Raw genomic sequence first — 19,399 nt, forward strand, 5'->3', positions numbered from 1 at the left:
GGAGCCCGGCCGCCGAACGGCGGCCGGGCTCCGGCACAGCGGGCTTTTCGGCTCTCACTCCAGGACGCGCGTGGTGGCGACCAGGGTCGCCTCCCCGACGGAGGCGATCCCGAGGGCGGGTGCCCGGGTGCCGTCCGGCCCGTCGCCGGCCGGGCCCGGCAGCCCCGGAGTGCGGTCGATGACCCTGATCTTCGCCGGTCCCGGCGCCAGCTCCAGTTCCAGCTCCGCGCCCCGCTCGGGCACCTGACGGACCCACAGTTCCCAGGGCGCGTCCCCGGCCGGGTCGTCCGCGAACTCTCCGGGCACCCCGGACAGCGACCAGCCGCGGACGGCGGCCCCGCTGACGAGGATCACCAGCTCGCCGGCGCCGCGCTCGGAGACCGCCGTCAGCCGGACCCGCCGTCCCCCTGCCTCCGAGCCCCCGAGCACCTTGGTGGTGATCCGGGGACCGGGCGACGGGAACTCCTCGGCCGGGCCCCGCCGTACGGGTACCCGCCAGCCCGGCCAGAGGTCGGTCACGGAACCGCGCTCGGCGTCCGCGGGCAGGAACCGGTCGCTCCAGTCGTCCGACGGGGCCCGGCTCAGCCAGTGGCCCGTACGCCGGTCGGCGTCCCACAGGTAGGCGAGATCGGCCCGCAGATGGCGCTCGCGCTCCGGAGGCAGCAGGGCGATGCCCACCAGCACGGCCGCCGCCACCACGGCGGCGGTCACCGGCAGCAGCCGCGGCATGCTCGGCAGCACCCCCGGCAGCAGGGCCGTGAGCAGCGCCGCCACGGCCACCGGCACGGCGACCACGCCGAGGCCCAGGGCGACGGTGAGCAGCGGCAGCAGCGGGAACACCAGCAGGGCGACCGGGACGGTCCCCAGTGCGGCGGCAAGTACCTTGCCCCGTACGGTCGTTCCGGCTCGGGAGGTGAGCACGGCCGCCGCGGCGAGCAGACCCAGCGCGGGCCAGATGAACACATGGCTGCCGCCGGGCAGCGCCACCGCGCTCGCACCGGACAGCAGAATCCACAGCAGCATCGCGCCCGCCACCTGTGCCCGGGGAGCGGCCCACCGCCGGGCGACCAGGGCCAGCGTGCTGCCGACGGCCAGGGTGAGCACCAGGAACCCGGCGAGGGCCGGACCGTGCCCGCCGATGTCGTAGTAGTGATCGAACTCGACGCGTCCGGACGCCGTCAGCGGGGCCAGGACGAACGCGGCCCCGGCGGCGAGCACCAGTTGACCGAGGGCGACGAGGAACCCCCGGCAGGTGTCGCCCACGCCGAGCACGCCCCGGGCGCGCAGCCGCAGCAGCAGCACCAGACCGAGCCCGGCCACCGCCAGCGCGGCGGGCAGGGCCGCGCCCAGCGGATAGGAGACGAACCATCCCGCGGCCTGGAAGTACGCGGAGTCCCCGGCCGGCGTACGCGCCAGATCGGCGGAGCCGAGTGCGCGGGCCAGACCGAGGGCCTGCCCGCCCTGGTGCTGGACGGTGGCCGGGTCGACCTGCTCCGGGGTGTCGGTGGCCCCGTGGTAGTGGGTGTAGCCGTCCAGGTAGGCCAGGTTCAGCCCCTGGTGTCCGGCCTCCTGGAACACCGTGAAGTCGGTGAGGTTGGGCATGTAGTCGTACGCGGCGTCGAGCAGCGAATCGGTCCGCGCGCCCGGTACCTTCCCGGCGAGGGTCTTGACCAGCCAGGCGGTGTCAGGACCCGCTTCGAACATCAGACTCGGCCCACGGCTGCCCCGCGCCTCGAAGTTCAGGATCACCGCGTCGGGCGGCAGCACGCCCGGAGCGTTCACCAGGGCCTGCGCGCCGAGGAGGCCGCTCTCCTCGGCGTCGGTGAACACGAACAGGACATCGTTGCGCGGGGGCGGTCCGGTACGGAGCGCGCGGGCCGTCTCCAGCAGCACCCCGACCGGGACCCCCGCGTCGTTGGCGCCGGGCCCGGCCTCGGTGGAGTCGTAGTGGGTGACCAGCGCGACGGGACGCGTGCTCGCGGTGCCGGGGATGCGGGCGACCACGTTCTCCAGCCGCAGACCGGCGTACCGGGAGTCGGCGCCGATGGGGGAGAGGTCCGGCCGGTGGGCGGCCGCCGCCCCGGTGTGCACCTCGGTGTCGATGCCCAGCGCGGTGAGCGTACGGACGATGTGTTCGCGGGCCCGCGTGTGCGCGGCGGAGCCGCTGGGCCGTGGGGCCGCGGCGATCTCCCGTACGTGCGCGGTGGCGCGGGCGGCCGAGAAGGTGTCGGCGGGGGCGTCCGGGCCGCGGGCGGCGGGCATCCGGCCGTCCAGGATCACCAGGGACAGACAGAGCGCCGCGAAGACGGCGACAGCCACCGGGAACACCCAGCGGGCCACGGTGCCACGGTCCGCTCCCGGCGGCCCGTCGCCGGGCTCCCGCCGGTCGGTGCCGGGCTCCCCGGGGCTGTCGCGAGCCTGCCCGTCGGGGTGGGGATCCCGCGGGCCGACAGGGTCGGGAGCGGACGCCTCCCGGCTCTTGGGCGGGGTACCGCCCGCGCTGGTGTCATACCGCCCGTGTGCCATAGACCGTGGATCCCTCACTCGGCCGGTATCCGCGCGGCACCCCGGCGGTGCTCTCCCGCCCGCACAGGGCGAGTTCGATGCGGTCGAGCACGTCCTGCTCCGCCACCGCGCCGAGTTCCGCCGCGGCGCGCTGCCGGGCGTGGTCGCGGACCAGCGGGTTGAACGCGTAGGTGGGGCCGCCGGGTATCCCGCCGGGGGCGACCGTCAGCAGGTGCAGGTTGACCAGGGTGTCCAGCAGTCGCTGGGTGTCCTCGCCGGGCCGGTCGGAGACGGCGGAGGCCATCCACTCGGGGACGTACTCCAGGTCGCACAGGCTGAGCCGGAGCCACAGCCGGTACCCGGCCGGGGGCAGCTGGTCGAGGGAGGACGTGAGCCGCGCTCCCATGTCCAGGCAGCCGATGGAGAGTTCGTCGATACGATTCTGCTGGGTCGCCAGACGGTCGGTGAAGCTGCGCAGGGTGCAGCGCGGGCGGGCCCGCAGCCGCGCTCCGGCGGCCCGGATGGCCAGCGGCAGATGTCCGCAGAGCTGGGCGATCCGCCTGGCGCTGTCGACCTCGGCGAAGACCCGCTCCACGCCCACCAGGGAGGCGAGCAGGTCCAGGGCCTCGTCGGTGGGCAGCCCGTCGACGCTGTACTCGGTCAGGCCGGGGATCTTCAGAAGGCTGGCCCGGCCGGTGCACAGGACCGCGCTCTCGCCGCTGGGCAGCAGGGACTCGTACCGCGTGGACTCGGCCACGTCGTCCAGCAGGATGAGCAGCCGCTTGTTGGCAGTCACGCTGCGGAACAGCGCGGCGCGGGCGGCGAGGCCCGCCGGGATGCGCTGTTCGGGCACGCCGAGCGCGTCGAGGAAGCCGTGCAGCACCTCCTGCGGGGCCGCGGGGTCGGTCTGTCCGTGCAGGTCGGCGTAGAGCCGGCCGTCCGGGAAGCGCTGTTGCAGGCCGTGGCCGACATGGATGGCGAGCGCGGTCTTGCCGGTGCCGCCGCATCCCGCCAGCGCCACCACGCGCGGCCCGCCGTCCGCGCGCAGGTCCGAGGTGATGCGGTGGAGCAGGTCGCGCCGGCCGGTGAAGTCCTTCACCCGCGCCGGTAACTGGGCCGGCACCTTGGCGGGCGGCCAGGGCTGGTACGACACGGCGGGCGGTGGTGCGATCGGCTCACCGGACAGGATCTTCTGGTGCAGTTCCTGGAGTCCGGGGCCCGGCTCCAGACCGAGATTGTTGATCTGGGTGAGGCGGTTGTTGCGGTAGACGGTGAGCGCCTCCGCCCGCCGCTGGGACAGGTGCAGGGCGGTCATCAGCTGGGCGCACAGCCGCTCGCGCATCGGGTATTCGGCGACAAGCGGCTTGAGCTCGCTGATGAGTTCGGCGTGCCGGCCCAGTGTCAGGCCCACGTCGAGCCACTCCTCCAGGACCGAGAAGCGGCGTTCCTCCCAGTGCGCGGCCACCGCGTAGGTGAGCGGTCCCGAGAGGTCGGCGAGCGGCTGCCCGCGGAAGAGGGCCAGGGCGCTGCGGTATTCGGCGGTGGCCGACTCCAGTTCGCCGACAGTCACCAGCTCCCGGGCCCGGCGTACGGCCTTCTCGAACGCGTGGGCGTCGAGGTCCTCGTCGCCGAGCCGGATCCGGTAGCCGCCCTGCTCGGTCTCGATGAGGTCGACCGGCGCACCGGCGGCGGCGAAGGCGTTCCGCAGGCGCCAGACGCAGGTCTGGATCTGCTTGTCCGCGGTGGCCGGAGGAGCGGAGCGCCACACGGCGTCGATCAGCGAATTGACCGGCACGATTCGGTTCGCATGTAGCAACAGGGCCGCGAGCACCGTCAGCTGGCGATTCCTGCCCACGCGAATTGGCTTGCCGTGAATGATTACCTGTAATGGTCCCAGGATGCGAAAGAAAATGTCACGGCCATTGTCGTCCAGTCCCTCTTGGGGGTGACCTGTATTGAGAGATGAATATCCATTGTGGATCGGCAAGATCATCCTCCGGGCGCCGAAGCTATTTGCAGGCCAGCAGGGAACTTTAGGAGAGCATCGGGCGTCATGTCCATACCCCGGCTTGGTCGTGACCATGGAATTTGTTCGGAGAAACTTTTCCACCGGCCGGGATTCTTTACACTGTGCACAATGCGGACTGGCTTGAATAGTGCGGTCCCATGGAGGTGGCTATCGGCGGGGTATCGATCGGCCGGCATCTATGCCCGTTGGCCTGAAATCGCCATCGTGCGCAGGGCCAGTGCGTCGACCTTTCCACCAGGTGTTCTCGGCAGTTCGGGCAGCACGGTGATGTGATCCGGGCGCATCGGCCCGGGAAGCGTCTCGGCTATTTTCTCGTGCAACTCCGAGGCCGTCGCCCCGGCTCCCAGCACCACGAACGCGATCAGCCGTTCCCCCGCGTCCTCCCGGCGCAGCAGCACCGCGCAATCGGTCACCGCGGGGTGTCTGCGGACCGCCGCCTCGACCTCGCCCAGTTCGATCCGGAACCCGCGCACCTTGACCTGGTGGTCCACCCTGCCGAGAATGCGCAGCCGGCCGTCGTCCCCCCACCAGCCGCGGTCCCCGGTCCGGTAGAGACGCCCGCCGGCCTCGAAGGGATCCGGCAGGAACCGCTCCGCGGTCAGCGCCGCCCGCCGGTGGTAGCCACGGGCCACTCCGGGCCCGCCCAGGTGGATCTCGCCCGGCACTCCTGGCGGTACCGACCGCAGTCTGTTGTCCAGTACATACGCCCGGTAACCGGGCACCGGACGCCCGATCGGGATGCCCGCACCGGCCGCCTCGGCCGGGCCGCAACGGTGCGTGGTGGCCCAAACCGCACACTCGGTGGGCCCGTAGTCGTTGAACAGCGGTGTGTCCGGACAGAGCCGCAGGTGCTCGGCCACGATGTCCGGGCTCAGCGGTTCCCCGCCCACGGCCACCATCGCGAAACGGCCGAGCACGTCCCGGTCCGCGACCTGGAGAACGATCCGGTAGTGCGAGGGCACCGCGTGGATGTGCGTGACGGCCGCGAGCTCCAGCAGCTTCCGCAGCGCCATCGGGTCGTGCGCCTCGGTCTCGGTCGGCAGCACCACCGCGCCGCCGGCGGTCAGGGCCCAGAACATGCCGCCCGCCGCCCCGTCGAAGCACAGCGGCGGCAGCACCAGGTCCCGGCCGGGCGGCGGGCCGGCCGCCGCACGGGCAGCCGTCGACGCGACGATCGCCCGGTGGTGCACCCCGATGCCCTTGGGTTCCCCGGTGGAGCCGGAGGTGTAGATGACGTACGCCAGATCGTCGGGGGTGACCGGAACACCGGGGGAGGTGCCGGGCAGCCCGGCGGCCCCCTCGGCCGGCAGCACCGGTACGGGGACGGAGAATTCCGGCCTCCGGGTGGCGAGCAGTGCCACGGCCCCCGAGTCGGTCAGGATGTGCCGGATCCGCTCGGGCGGGTACGTCGGCTCGATCGGGACATAGGCCGCGCCGGCCTTCAGCGTGCCGAGCATCGCGGTCACCGACCAGGCGGCGCGCTCGGTGAGCAGGGCAACGAGCCGGCCGGGACCGACCCCGGCCGCGCGGAGCTGCCGGGCCACCCGGTTGGCGTCCTCGTCCAGTTGACGGTAGGTCAGTTCGGTGTCCCCGCACAGTACGGCGAGCGCGCCCGGGGTCCGTGCGGCGTGCTCCTCGACCAGGGTGTGCAGGCAGAGCGAGGGAAATGATCCCTCGGCGCCGCGCGACCAGCCGTCGAGCGCGGTCCGCTCAGGCTCGGTGACGCCGTCGATCTCGTGCACCGGCAGGTCGTCCAGCAGTCCGTCCAGCACGGCGAGCAGGCGTCGCGCGAAGGTGTCGACGGCCGTCTCCTCGTACAGACCGGTGTCGTGGTCCACACGCAGCCGGTCGCCCTCCAGCAGGACCAGCAGCCCGTGGTGGGCGACCGCGTCCGGCACCCGGACCGGCAGCGCGGTGTACGCGCCGACCCGCTCCGGCTCCGGTTCGCCGCCGGGGGCCAGCGCGAGTGCCGCGCGGAACCCCGGGGGGATCGGGACACCGGAGGCGACCGCGTCCCCGGCCCACCGCAGGGCGGCGGCGCCGGACCCGGTCTCGGCCACCCGCGGTGTGACCGCCACGGGGGTGTCGGACGCGACGACCAGCGCTGTCCCGGGCGAGCCGCCGCAGCGGACCAGGAGCAGCGCGACGGCGGCAGCCAGGCCCGCCTCGACGGGCACCCCGGTGGCCCGCAGCCGTGCGGTGGCCGGTCCGGCCGGGACGCGCACGGTCCGCGCGTTCCCGGAGGCCCGCCCGCCGCCGCTCAGGACGGTCGGCGGCTCCGGCGCCGCGCCCTCGGTGGGGGTGCTCCGCGCCCCGGCGAAGTCCGCGAACGGACCCTCCGGTCCGCTCTCCGGTCCGGCCGGGAACGCGGTGTCGTCCGTCAGCAGCCACCGCAGCACCGCCGCCGGGGGCAGCGGGTCCGCGGTGACCACCACCAGGAGGAACCTCTCCTCGCCGAGCCGGGCCAACAGCACCCGGGCGGGCCCCGGTTCCACCTCGGCGGCGGCGGTCTCCTCCCGTACCAGTTCGCCCCACTCCGTACTGTCCGTCCCGCCGGTCACCAGATCGTGCACGGTGAGCGGGACCTCCGGAACCCGGGCCGCGACCCGTGCCCGCAGCGCGCGCAGGTCCGGTCGGCCGTCGACCACCCACGTGCCGGTGGTGAGACAGGAGCGGCCGTCCGCCGGAACACCCGCCGGACCGGGCGAAGGAACACCCGCCGGAACAGCCGAAGGAACAGCCGTCGGGCCGGCTGCGGGAACGGACATGGGCACGGATGCGGACATGGCTCGCTTCCTCCTGTTGTGAAGTCGTGGTGAAGCGGCCGGACGGGCGTCCGGCCGCTTCTGTCTGCTCCCACGGCCCGTCAGAGCAGGACGCGCTCCGCCGGAGTCTCCCGGTGGGCCCGCGACTTGCGCAGATCCCGGGTGACGACCGCCTTCTTCAGCCAGCGGTCCGTCCCGTCGAACCGGGCCTTGAACGCGCTCCTGCCGTGCACCGCCCGGTAGTTGTCGATCACCAGCAGGTCACCGGGGGCCAGCGCCACTTCGGTCAGGTTCCGTTGCAGCTCCCCGGTCAGCGCCGTCAGCGCCGCCGCGGCCTCCTGATCACCCGGCAGCGGCGACATGAACGCCGGGTCGATCCGCAGGTACGGCCGGTCCGGATGCCCGAACAGCACGGCGACCGGCTCCGGATCGTCCTGCATCCGCTGTACCGCGTGCAGGCTGCCCCGGTTCTCGGTGAGCTTCCGGGCGTGCTTGAGGTGCTCGGTGTCCGGAAGGATCAGGAACCGGGACTGGCCCAGCACCTCCCGCTGCTCGTCCGTCAGCGTCACCTCGTCCACCCCGGCCACCACCGTCGGCACCGCGTCATGGTTCCGCAGTCCCAGCAGCAGCAGATAGTCGCAGCGGTACGGGTGGAAGCCGTCCTCGGTGTGCCAGGCCAGCTCCACCGTCCCGTGGCCGCTCTGGTCGTTCTCGTGAGCGGGGACCGGCAGCACGTCGTGCACCAGCCTCCCGTTCTGGAGGGTCGACCAGCCGAACAGGTCTCCGAGGTGCGCGGTCGCCAGCATGAGAGACACCTCATGCACCGCCGACTCCGGTTCCCTGGGTGGCTCCCGCCAGTCCAGCGGGGTCGGCCCGAGCCGGTTGTCGTCCACCGGAAGGCCCCGCACGACCAGGCAGGAGGCCGTCTCCGCGTTCCGGAACTCCCGCAGCTCCTGGATCAGGCGCGGTGGCAGCCGGTGGGCCTGCACGGACAGGTCGTCCAGCAGGGAGGGGGCGCTGCTCGCCCCGTGGTCCCGCAGGACCGAGCGGGTGAGCGTGTCCAGAGCGGCCCCTTCGGCCGCGTCGAGGTCCACGTATCGGATCATCGGCGCTCAACTCCCCAACGATCCGTATGGAAGCGTCCTCGTGTGTTCACGAGTTCTCCTTGTCCTGACGGTCAGTTGACGTTGGCCTGCGGCACGACGAAGGTCTCGGGATCGGGCAGGTAACCGCCGTCCACCAGGAACCGGAAGCAGGAGTGCGCCCACTCCTCGGCCACCGGCGGGCAGCTGATGCCCGAACCCTCGAGGGCCTCGGTCAGTACCCGGCACTCGTCCATCGGGTTGATCTGCTTCTGCAGCTCCGGGTCGAGCGCGGCGTGCCGCATCGTGGCGACCCGCAGCAGCGGGGTCATCGGGAACAGGATGTGGTCCTCGTCGACGTTCAGCGCCCGCTGCCTGGCGTCCTCCTCGTCGATGACGTCGAGGTTGTAGCCGAACGACCGCAGCCACTGGTAGCACTGCTGCATCGTGGTGGGTGCCGGGTTGGTGATGTTGAAGTTCTTCCCGAAGTTCTCTTCCCGGAGCGAGGTGTAGACGACGGCCTGAGCCGTGAAGTCCACCGGCACCGCGTTGATGACGTCGTTGTAGAGCGGCAGCACCCCGAGGTCGAGGAAGCCCCGCAGATACACGTACAGGTAGTCGGTGTGGTGCGAAGCGCCGGTCTCGGCGTGGCCGGTGATCATCCACGGGCGCTGCACGGTCAGCGGGATACCCCGCTCCCGGGCGATGTACATGATCTTCTCGGCCAGCCACTTGCTGCGCGGGTAGCCGGTCGGAATCCGGATCGGCCCGCTGTCCAGGTCCTCCTCGGTGAACGGGCGCTCCGCCCCGCTGCCCATGAAGACGTCCACACTGGAGATGAAGTGGACCGATTTCAGCGTCTGAGTCGTCGCCAGCCGCAGCACCTCCTTGGTGCCCTCGACGTTGGCCGGCCGGGCCGCCTCGTACGGGTAGGTGAAGTTGACCACCGCGCCGCTGTGGTAGATCACGTCGATCTGGGACGCGCAGGCCGCGAACTCCTCCGGGCCCAGACCCAGCCGCGGTTTGGCCAGGTCACCGATGACCATGCGCATCCGGGAGCGGTACGACTCGTCCCACGCGTGGTAGGTGCGCAGGGTCTGCTCCATGCGCTCCCACGCCGCGTCCTCGCTCTCCGCCCGGACCAGGCAGTGCACGAGGGCCTCGGTGCTCTTGATCAGCTCCACCACGAGGAACGCGCCCAGATAACCGGTGGCACCGGTGACCAGCGCGTGCCGCGGGTTGAACCACTCGGAGTGCGGCAGGTCCCCGGGGGTGATCTCCTCGGGCAGCCGGACCTCCTCGTGCAGCTCCTCCAGTTGCTGCGCGTACAGGACCTCGCTGTCCACGTTGTCCCGCTGCCGCCGGTCCTCCTCGATCGCCGCGGCGACGCCGGCCACCGTGGGCACCCGGAAGATCTGCTCCACCGGCAGGGTCACGTCGTGCGTCCGCGCCAGCTGCGCGGTCAGCCGCGCCACCAGCAGCGAGTTCCCGCCGAGTTCGAAGAAGTCGGCCACCGCGCTGACCGCGGGCACGCCCAGCAGAGAGCAGAAGGTCTCCGCGATCTCCGCCTCCAGCTGGGTCCCGGGCTCCACGAAGTCCTCGATGCCGAGGTCGGGCACGGGAAGTGACGCGGTGTCGACCTTGCCGTTCGGCGTGAGCGGTATCCGCTCCAGCGTCACGAACGCGCCCGGCACCATGTAGTCGGGCACCTGCGCCAGTACGTGCTTGATCAGGGCTTCCTTGGTCAGCACCCGGCCGACGACCGGGACCACGTACGCCACCAGGCGCTGCACGCCCGGCTGGTCCTCCCGCGCGATCACCGCGGTCTCGGCGACCAGCGGGTGCCGGCGCAGGACGTTCTCGATCTCGGTCAGTTCGATCCGGAAGCCACGGATCTTGACCTGGGTGTCGGCACGTCCCAGGAACTCGACGCTGCCGTCCTGCCGGTAGCGGGCCAGGTCCCCGGTCCGGTACAGACGGGCTCCCGGCTCCTCGGAGAACGGGTCGGGCAGGAAGCTCCCCGCCGTCATCCCCGGCCGGCTGACGTAACCGCGGACCACGCCGCCGCCGCCGATGTACAGCTCGCCGGGCACGCCGGGCGGCACCGGGCTCAGCCGCTTGTCCAGCAGGTGCAGACGGGTGTTGGGGATCGGGTTACCGATCGGCACCCGGCCGGACGCCGCGTCCGTCGCGGTCACCGGGTGGACGGACGCCCAGACGGTGGCCTCGGTCGGACCGTACTCGTTGAACAGCGCCACATCCGGGGAGCGCCGCAGATGCGCCTCGACCAGGCTGGGCGGCAGCACCTCACCGGCCAGCACGGTCGTCCGTACGGAGGGGAACGCCTCCGGCTCGGCCTCCAGCAGCACCGCGTACTGCGAGGGCACACCGTCGACGTGGGTGACCTCCTTGTCCCGGATCAGCGCACCGAGCAGCCGCGGGTCCAGCACCTCCGTCTCGTTGGGCACGACGACGGTGCCGCCGCGGCGCAGCGTCCAGTACAGGCCGCCGCCCGACGCGTCGAAGGTGAACGGAGCCAGCACCAGATAGCGCTCCGGCAGCCCCGGGGCCTCGATCACCGAACGGGCCAGCGTGGAGTGCACGATCTGCCGGTGCTCCACCGCCACACCCTTCGGGCGGCCGGTGGACCCGGAGGTGTAGATGACGTACGCCAGGCTGTCCGGCGCGACCTCCACGGAAGGCCGGGTCACCGGGCCCTCGGGATCGGCGGTCGGCACCGCCACCCGCTCCAGGCCCGGCAGCTTGCCCGCGAGCCCGTCCAGCGCCCCCTCGTCCCCCACGACCAGGGAGATCCCCGCGTCCTCGGCGATCGACGCGATGCGGTCCGCCGGGTACGACGGGTCCAGCGGCACGTACGCGCCGCCCGACTTCAGCACGCCCAGCAGCGCGACCATGGTGTGCACCGACCGGTCGGCCAGTACGCCGACCAGGGTCTCCGGGCCCGCACCGAGCCCGGCGAGCCGCGCGGCCAGCGCCTCGGCCCGCAGGTCCAGCGAGGCGTACGTCAGCTCCGCCGTGCTGGAGGTCAGCGCGAGGGTGCCGGGGCCGGCCGCAGCCGCCTCCTCGACCAGCTCGTGCAGCAGTCGCGGCCCGGCGTGCTCGGCGCCGGTCGCGTTCCACGCCGCGAGCCGCTCCTGGTCCGGGCCGGACAGCAGCGAGAAGTCGGCCAGCGGCCGGTCCGGTTCGGCGACCGCGGACTTCAGGAGCAGCAGCAGCCGGTCCAGCAGCCGCTCGGCGGTCTCACGGTCGAACAGCGCCGTGTTGAAGTGGACGCGCAGCGACAGTTCCCCGTCGCGGCGGACCGCGAACAGGTCGAGGTCGTGCGGGGTCCAGGTGACCGGCAGGTTCACCGGACTGGCGACGGCGCCCGGCAGCTCCCGGCTGCTCCACTCCTCCTCGAAGCCGAACAGGGCCTGGAACAGCGGGGTGTGGCTGAGGTCGCGGGCGGGCTGCGCCGCCTCGACGATCTGCTCGAACGGCAGCCGGCCGTGCGCCAGTGCCTCGTCCAGGGCCGAATCGGTCCGCCGCAGCAGCCCGGTCAGGGTCTCGCCGGCCTCCAGGTCGAAGCGCACAGGCAGGGTGTTCTCCAGCGGGCCGACCAGGTCGCCGGCTCCCTCCTGCCAGGACGGCGGTACGGGTACGCCGACCGCGAATCCCTGCTGCTGGGCGTGCCGGGACAACACCGCGGTGTACCCGGCGAGCAGCAGACGCGACAGCCTGTTGCCGGTGCCGGCCGTGAACGCGTCCAGCTCGGTGCGCAGTTCCGTCGGAACCGGCACCGTCACCACATCGGCGTCGATGGTCTTCACCGGCGGCCGCGGCCGGTCGGTGGGCAGCTCCAGGGTGGTCAGGCCCGCCGTACGGGCGCGCCAGTACTCGATGTCCTTCTCGGCCTCGTCGCCGGCCAGCCAGGCGCGCTGGGCGGTGGCGAGAGCCTGCGGCTCGGCGGCGAGAGCGGTGACCTCCGCGCTCCCGCCGAGCAGGTTCGCGTACCCGGAGAGGACCTCGTCGGTGAGCAGCCGCACCGAACGCCGGTCGGCGACCAGCTGATGCACCGTCAGCAGGAGGACGTGGTCGTCCTCGCCGAGCCGCAGCAGGCTCGCCCGCACCAGCGGACCCTGCGCCAGATCGAACCGGCGGCGGGTCTCGGAGGCCGCGATCCGCGCCAGTTCGGCGTCGAGCCGGTCCGGGTCCACCTGGACCACCGGCAGCCGCAGTGACGCCACCGGCCTGACGGTGGCCAGCGGGTGGCCGTCCACCGTACGGAAGGTGGTACGCAGCACCTCGTGGCGCTGCACACTCGCCGACAGTGCCTGCTGGAGTACGGCCGGGTCTGTCCGGCCGGTCAGCCGTACGGCGGCGCTGGTCTGCCAGGGCCGCTTCTCGTCCAGCTGGATCAGCAGCCACAGGCGGCGCTGTTCCAGGGTGAGGTTGCTGGTGACGTTGGCGGATGCGTCCAGGAGGCCCGCCAGGAGCGCGCGCTTCTCGTCGGCCGTCAGGGAACTGATCTCTTGCTGCCCGCTCATTCGGTGGACTCCCGTCCTAGCTGTCGGATGCGATCAGGCGGAGCGTTCGCGGACCGAACGAGGACGCATGTCGGTCCACACCCGCTCGATGTGCTTGAGGCATTCCTGCTTGGTGCCGGCCGGACCGTTCGCGGCCCAGCCCGAGGGCACCGCGCGGTCGGCGAACCAGATCGAGTACTGGTCCTGCTCGTTGGTGACGACCTGGAAGACGGTGTCGGCGTCGTCGATACCCATGAGGGCTCCTCGTGGTGTGTCGTGTGGTCGGTTCGGACGTCCCGCGGTCAGTTCAGATGGCGCAGGAGCTGGTCGATCTCGTCGTCGGACATCCCGGCGAGCTGGGCGAGCAGCGCCTCGTCGGTGGTGGGCCTGCGGTCGCGGGCCCGTTCGAGTTCCTCGATGACCTCGGCCAGTCCGGCCGGGGTCGGCAGCCGGAAGAAGTCACGCACCGGAACCTGGAGGCCGAACTCGGCCCGGACGCGGCTCAGCAGTTTCGCGGCGAGCAGGGAGTGCCCGCCGAGCCCGAAGAAGTCGGCGTGCACTCCGACCGCCGACAGCCCCAGGGCGTTCTGGAAGATCGCCAGCACCCGGCGCTCCACCCCGTTGCGGGGCGCCACGTCCGCCACCGCCTCGCGCGGCGGCTGCTCCGGCGGCGCCGGCAGCGCCCCCCGGTCCGGCTCGCCACCGGGACCCACGGGCAGTTCGTCCAGCACCCCGAAGACCGCCGGTACGCGGTAGCCGGGCAGCGCGGAGCGGGCCCGGCCGCGGATGTCCGCGGCGAGCGCCTCACGTTCCCGCTCGGTGCCTGCCGCGACGCTGCCGTCCGGCACCAGCCAGGCGATCAGGCGGGCCCCGCCGGCGTCGGTGGTGACCGCGGCGGCCCCCACCCCCGGGAAACCGGCGAGCACCCGCTCGACGGCCGCCGCAGGTACGGCGCGGTCCCCGGCGAACAGCCGGCCCTCGCCGGGCCCGACCGCCTCCAGGGCCCCGTCCCGGGCCCGCCGGCATCGCAGCCCCACCGGTACGGCGGCGCCACTCTCGTCGGCGACGTACAACTCGCCGACCAGGCCGTCGGACACCGGCGCACCCCGAACGTCCAGCAGGCTCCGCACCACCCCGGCCGGCGGCGGTCCCAGCCGGCGCGCCCGACCCTCGTCCAGCGGGGCCAGCGCGGCCGGCACCGCCATCGGCTGCGGGCCGGGGCGGCCCAGGAACACCGTGCCGCCGGTCCGCGTCAGCATGCTCACCAGGTCGGGGGCGAGTACCTCGCCCACACACACGAGCCGGGCCCCGGGCGGAGGCTCCCAGCCCTCGGTCAGCACCCGCCGCCAGGTCGGCGGATCGGCCAGTACGAACGCGGCGGGCGGCCCGGCCGGTGCCACCTGCGCACCCGACAGCATCAGACTGCGGGCGTGGGCCAGCGGCATCAGCAGATCGACCAGGGACGGCGGGGCACCGCCGTCCAGCAGCAGCACATCGTCCTCCGCGGACACCGACAGCCGCTCCGCCACAGTGGCCAGCGCGGCGGCCAGCGCCCCGTGCGACAGCGTCGCCCCGGACCCGTCCGAGCCCCCGTCACCGGACCACCAGGCGGGCGCGTCCGGCCCCGGCGCGCCCGTGTCCGCCACCGGGTCGAACCGCGGCCCGGTGGTGATCAGCCAGCCGCCCGGCTCCTCCTCGGCCCGCCGGACGAACGCACCCGCCCGGTCGTGCCGCTGTCCGTACGCCGGCACAGCGCCGACCTCGAACGCCGCCAGCAGCACGGCGATCAGCGCCGCCGACGGCACCGGGGGAGTGGTCACCCGCATGCCGGGTCCGGCGATGCCCTCCGCCCGCAGCCGGCCGGCCAGATCCGCCGACCACTCGCGCAACTCACCCAGCGTCAGTACGGCGTCGGCCGAGGACAGCACCATGTCGTCCGCGCCGCGCCGCGCCAACAGCTCCGGCACAGTGACCGCGGCCGTACTCACCTCCGCCTCTGCCGTGACCGTGTCCGCGTCCAGGTCCGCCAGGGGCAGCGCCCCCACCGGGACCGCCGGGTCCCGCAGCGCGTCCGCCAGCACCAGCCGGTGCAGCTCCACGATCCGCGCCGCCGTCGCCTCGTCGTACAGGCCCCGGTCGTAGTCCAGCTGGAGCCGCAGCCCGTCCCCGTCCGGCAGCACGGTCAGCCACAGGTCGAACTTGGCGGCCGTACCGGTCAGTTCCACCGGCGCCATGGTCAGGCCGGGCAGCCGCACCTCCGCCGCAGGCGTGTTCGGCATCGAGAACATCACGTCGAACAGCGGATTGCGGTCCAGTGCCCGGGTCTGCCGAATCTCCTGCACGAGCCGGTCGAACGGCATCCGGTCGTTCGAGAACGCGCCCAGACAGGCGTCGCGCACCACCCCGGCCGCCGACTCGAACCCACCGCGCAACGGCAACCGGGCCCGCAGCACCAGGGTGTTCGCGAAGAACCCGACCAGCCGCTCCGAGTCCGGATGGTGCCGCCCCGCCACCGGCGTGCCCACCACCACGTCCTCCTGGCCCGTCACCCGGGCCAGCGTCGCCATGAAACCGGTGAGCAGCACCATGAACAGCGTCCCGCCGGACCGCTTCGCCAGCTCCTCCAGCGCGGCCGTCGTCGGACCGTCCAGACGCTCCTCCACCCGGCCGCCGTCCCCGCCGCGCCCCTGATCACGGGGACGGTCCACCGGGAGCTCCAGCGGCGTCGTACCGCCGAGCGCCTCCTGCCAGTGGGCGACCATCCGATCCATCCGATCGCCGGCCAACTGCTCGTCCAGCCAGCCGACATAGTCGGCGTACTGCACCGGCAGTTCGCCGAAGCCGGACCGGCCGCGCTCCCGCAACCCCCGGTAGGCGTCGGCGAGATCTCCGTAGAACACGTCCATCGACCAGCTGTCGCACACCAGATGATGGATCGTCACGATCATGGTGTGCCTGCGCGCCGCCTCGCGCACGAGGACCAGCCGCAGCAGCGGTGGCGCGTCCAGGGCGAACGGCAGCGCCGCCTGCTCCCGCGCCAGCCGCTGCACCTGGGCCTCGGCCGCCTCGGGCGACAGGGCCGCGCAGTCGACCACCGGCAGCGACACCAGCGCCTCCGGCAGCACCAACTGGTGCGGATCACCGTCGACCAGGCCGACTCCGGTGCGCAGGCTCTCGTGCCGCGCCACCACCGCGTTGACCGCCTGCTGGAGCAGCACGACATCCAGATCGCCCGTCAGCCGCACCGCGCTCACCACGTTGTACGCGGCATTGCTCGGCGGGTTCAGCTGGCAGACGAACCAGAGGCTGCGCTGCGCCGGCGCGGCCGGCAGTACGAAGTAGTCGCTGTAGTCGCGGGATTCGCCGCTGCCGACACCACCGGCGTACGAGGAACTGCTCACTGGGTCCCCGCCTCCTTCGCGGCTGATACGCCAAGTGCCGTCTCGATGAAGGTCACGACGCTCCTCTCGTGGTCCTGCACGAAGAAATGACCTCCGTCGAAGTCGTGCACCGAACAGTCCGCCGACGTCTGCCGGGCCCAGCCCGCGTCCCCGGGCCGCACCAGCGGGTCCCGCGTACCGCGCAGCACCCGCACAGGCACCGGCAACGGCGGCCCCGGCACATGTCCGTAGGTCTCCGCCAAGGTCAGATCGGCCCGGATGGTGGGCAGCATCAGCGCCACCAACTCCGCGTACTGCGAAAGCTCCTGGGGCTCCATCCCCTCCCAGGCGCGCAACCGGTCCAGCAGCTCCGCGTCCGGCAGGTGGTGCACCTGCTCCTGGTCCGCGTACTGCGGGGCGTCCCGCCCCGACACGAACAACGCGACGGGCAGCGGCAGTTCCAGCTCCACGAACCGCCGCAGCACCTCGAAGGCGACCAGCGCCCCCATGCTGTGCCCGTAGAACGCGTACGGCCGGCGGGTCAGCGGCTTCAGCGCGGGCGCCAAGGCGTCGACGAGCGTGGTCATCTCCTGGAACGGCGCTTCCCCGAGCCGCACTTCCCGGCCCGGCAGCTGCACCGCGGTGATCTTCAGCGCCGAGGTGTAGCGGTGCCAGCTCCGGAACACCGCGGAACTGCCCCCGGCATGCGGAAAGCACACCACCTCGCTGACCGGATCGGCCACTTCACCGAAAGATCTGAACCAACGGGAACTACTCAGTCGGGTCGGGCGCACATCTACCTCCATCGGAGATGGCGAACGTAGAACGCGAGAATGTGCTGGATCGGCACCACCGGATCAGATTCACCGACCGGATCGCAGTGCGGAATCCTATCCCTACCAGTTTCATCCAAGGGCGCTCAATGACCGCATACCGGCCTGAGAGGCGAGCGATAAGGAACTGAGAGCCGAGTGAGAGACAGCACGCTTTTAATTGCATCGGCGCCGAAGTGTGTCGCCTTCGCGCCGAGTCACCACCGAACCCCGCACTCTCCCTGATACGTCGATCCGACACCGGGCCGCCCGCGGCCGAGGGAATGGAGTCCGCCGATGCCGAGCCCCGCCCGCCCCACACTCGTGCACACCCTCGTCGGGCACGCCGCCACCCGCGGCGAGCAGACGGCCTACGAGTACCTGCACGACGACGGGCGAGTGGACAGCCTCACGTACGGGGAACTGCTGACCCGAGCCACCAGGACGGCGGCGCGACTGCGCGCCGACGGCGGACAGAACGGCCCCGCCCTGCTGCTCTACCCGCCCGGCCTGGACTTCGTCGTCGCCGTCTGGGCCTGCCTCCTCGCCGGCGTGCCCGCCGTTCCGGCCTACCCGCCGCTGTTCGGCTCCACCGACCGCATCACGGCACGCTTCACCCGGATCCTCGACGACTCGCGGGCCACCACCCTGCTGGCCGACCCGCTGGTGCTCGGACTGTTCACCTCGGGCCTGCGCGCCGAGGACCTGCCGCGGGTCCTCACACTCGAGGACACCGTCGAGGAGACCGCCGGCCCGGCCGGGGCCGGGGGCCCCGATCCGGACGTCCTCGCCGAACTGCTGCGTACCGCCGCGGTTCCCGAGGACACCGCACTCATCCAGTACACCTCGGGCAGCACAGGACAGCCCAAAGGCGTCGTTCTGGAACACCGGAATCTTCTCGCCAACATCAAGGCGATTACCGAGGTGTTCCAGCTCGACGAAACCGCGCGAGTCGTATCCTGGCTGCCGCCCTATCACGACATGGGGCTCATCGGATTCATACTCACGCCCGTCCACGGCGCATTTCCGGTCCGATTGATGTCCCCCGTACATTTCCTCAAGAGTCCGCTCTCCTGGCTGCGGCAGATCAGCGAACTCGGCATCACCCACACCGGCGGTCCGAATTTCGCCTACGACCTGTGCGACCGGCGCGCGGCCACCGGCGACCTCACCGGACTCGACCTGAGCACCTGGCGCCTCGCCTTCAACGGCGCCGAACCGATCCGGCCCGCGACCCTCCAGCGGTTCACCGAGCGCTTCGCCGCCCACGGCTTCCGCCCCGAGGCGTTCCTGCCCTGCTACGGACTGGCCGAGGCCACCCTCATCGTCACCGGACGCCACTGGACCGCCCACGACATCGTCGACGAGGACGGCCGTGTCGACTGCGGCCCCGTCATCGACGGACACACCCTCGCCCTCGTCGACCCCGACACCAACACGCCCGTCCCCGAAGGCGCCGAGGGCGAGATCTGGATCAGCGGCCCCAGCATCAGCGGCGGCTACTGGAACAGCACCGGCACCCCCGACAGCGAACTCTTCGGCCTCCTCGACGGCACCCGCCGCCTGCGCACCGGCGACCTCGGCCGGCTGCGCGCCGGACACCTCACCGTCACCGGCCGCCGCAAGGACGTCCTCATCCAGAACGGCGTCAACCACCACGCCCACGACCTCTGTTCGGCCGCCGCCGAGGACAACCCCGCCGTACGGCCCACCGCCGCCGCCTTCAGCGGCCCCGACGAAGAGGTCGTCATCGCCGTCGAAGTCGTCGGCAAGGACCACGACCCGGCGGCCGTCGCCGCCGACATCCGGACCCGCGTCCTCACCGCCACCGGAGTCCGCGTGCACACCGTGGTCCTCTGCCCGCCCCGCAGCATCCCCCGCACCACCAGCGGGAAGATCCAGCACTCCCTGGCCCGCACCCGCCACCTCGCGGGTGAACTCGGCGGCACCGCGGTCACCGCCACACCGGCCACCGCCACCGCGGAGGAGGCGGAAGTCATCACCCTCTTCCTCTCCTCCATCTTCGCCGCCGTCTGCCAGGTCCCGTCCTGCGGACCCGACGAGACCCTCAGCGCCATGGGCGGGGACTCCCTGCGCGCCGCCGAGATCGCCGCGGTGGTCGAGGACGCCCTCACCCTCCCCGTACGCGTCGAGGACGTCCTCCGCGCCCAGTCGCCCCGCGAGCTGACCGCACGCCTGGCCCAGCGCTGGGCCGACGACGGAGTGCCCCCCGCCGACGCACTGGAACGGGTCAAGACCCTGATGTCCCACGAGTGAGGCAGACACCCACACCCGGCAAC

Annotated in this window: 9 protein-coding genes; 1 reads left to right on the forward strand and 8 read right to left on the reverse strand. The window is 72.4% G+C overall.

Annotated elements, in window-relative coordinates:
• Positions 1–54 precede the first annotated feature (54 nt).
• The 8 genes from ACFWHU_RS20420 to ACFWHU_RS20455 all read right to left on the reverse strand — a co-directional run bounded on the left by ACFWHU_RS20420 (position 55) and on the right by ACFWHU_RS20455 (position 17,093).
• Positions 55–2,526 carry a M28 family peptidase gene (locus ACFWHU_RS20420; protein WP_385803162.1) on the reverse strand — a complete coding sequence of 824 codons (2,472 nt, stop codon included), beginning with the start codon at positions 2,524–2,526 and terminating at the stop codon, positions 55–57.
• Positions 2,507–4,360, reverse strand: coding sequence for a BTAD domain-containing putative transcriptional regulator (locus ACFWHU_RS20425; protein WP_387226123.1), 1,854 nt, complete (start codon positions 4,358–4,360; stop codon positions 2,507–2,509). Before ACFWHU_RS20425 ends, ACFWHU_RS20420 begins: the two co-directional genes overlap by 20 nt.
• 350 nt (positions 4,361–4,710) lie before the next feature.
• Entirely contained in the window at positions 4,711–7,320 is a 2,610-nt protein-coding gene (locus ACFWHU_RS20430; RefSeq protein WP_387226125.1) for an amino acid adenylation domain-containing protein, read from the reverse strand.
• A gap of 80 nt (positions 7,321–7,400) precedes the next feature.
• Positions 7,401–8,405 (reverse strand): guanitoxin biosynthesis L-enduracididine beta-hydroxylase GntD, encoded by a 1,005-nt coding sequence (gene gntD, locus ACFWHU_RS20435; protein WP_385803168.1) that lies wholly within the window; start codon positions 8,403–8,405, stop codon positions 7,401–7,403.
• 71 nt (positions 8,406–8,476) lie between these two features.
• The gene (locus ACFWHU_RS20440) at positions 8,477–12,928 is read right to left on the reverse strand and encodes an amino acid adenylation domain-containing protein (RefSeq protein WP_387226127.1); all 4,452 of its coding nucleotides are present in this window, start codon (positions 12,926–12,928) and stop codon (positions 8,477–8,479) included.
• Between the two features lie 33 nt (positions 12,929–12,961).
• On the reverse strand, positions 12,962–13,162 hold the full coding sequence (locus ACFWHU_RS20445) for an MbtH family protein (RefSeq protein WP_385803172.1): 201 nt from the start codon (positions 13,160–13,162) through the stop codon (positions 12,962–12,964).
• Between the two features lie 47 nt (positions 13,163–13,209).
• A complete protein-coding gene (locus ACFWHU_RS20450) occupies positions 13,210–16,308 on the reverse strand; it encodes a condensation domain-containing protein (protein WP_387226129.1) in 3,099 nt (1,032 codons plus the stop codon).
• Entirely contained in the window at positions 16,305–17,093 is a 789-nt protein-coding gene (locus ACFWHU_RS20455) for a thioesterase II family protein (RefSeq protein WP_387226131.1), read from the reverse strand. The genes ACFWHU_RS20450 and ACFWHU_RS20455 overlap by 4 nt, the downstream gene beginning before the upstream one ends.
• Positions 17,094–17,396: 303 nt before the next feature.
• Here ACFWHU_RS20455 and ACFWHU_RS20460 point away from each other — a divergent pair, with 303 nt between their 5' ends.
• A complete protein-coding gene (locus tag ACFWHU_RS20460; RefSeq protein ID WP_387226133.1) occupies positions 17,397–19,376 on the forward strand; it encodes an AMP-binding protein in 1,980 nt (659 codons plus the stop codon).
• Positions 19,377–19,399: the final 23 nt, after the last annotated feature.

This window comes from Streptomyces sp. NPDC060366, from assembly GCF_042725135.1.
Lineage (GTDB): Bacteria > Actinomycetota > Actinomycetes > Streptomycetales > Streptomycetaceae > Streptomyces.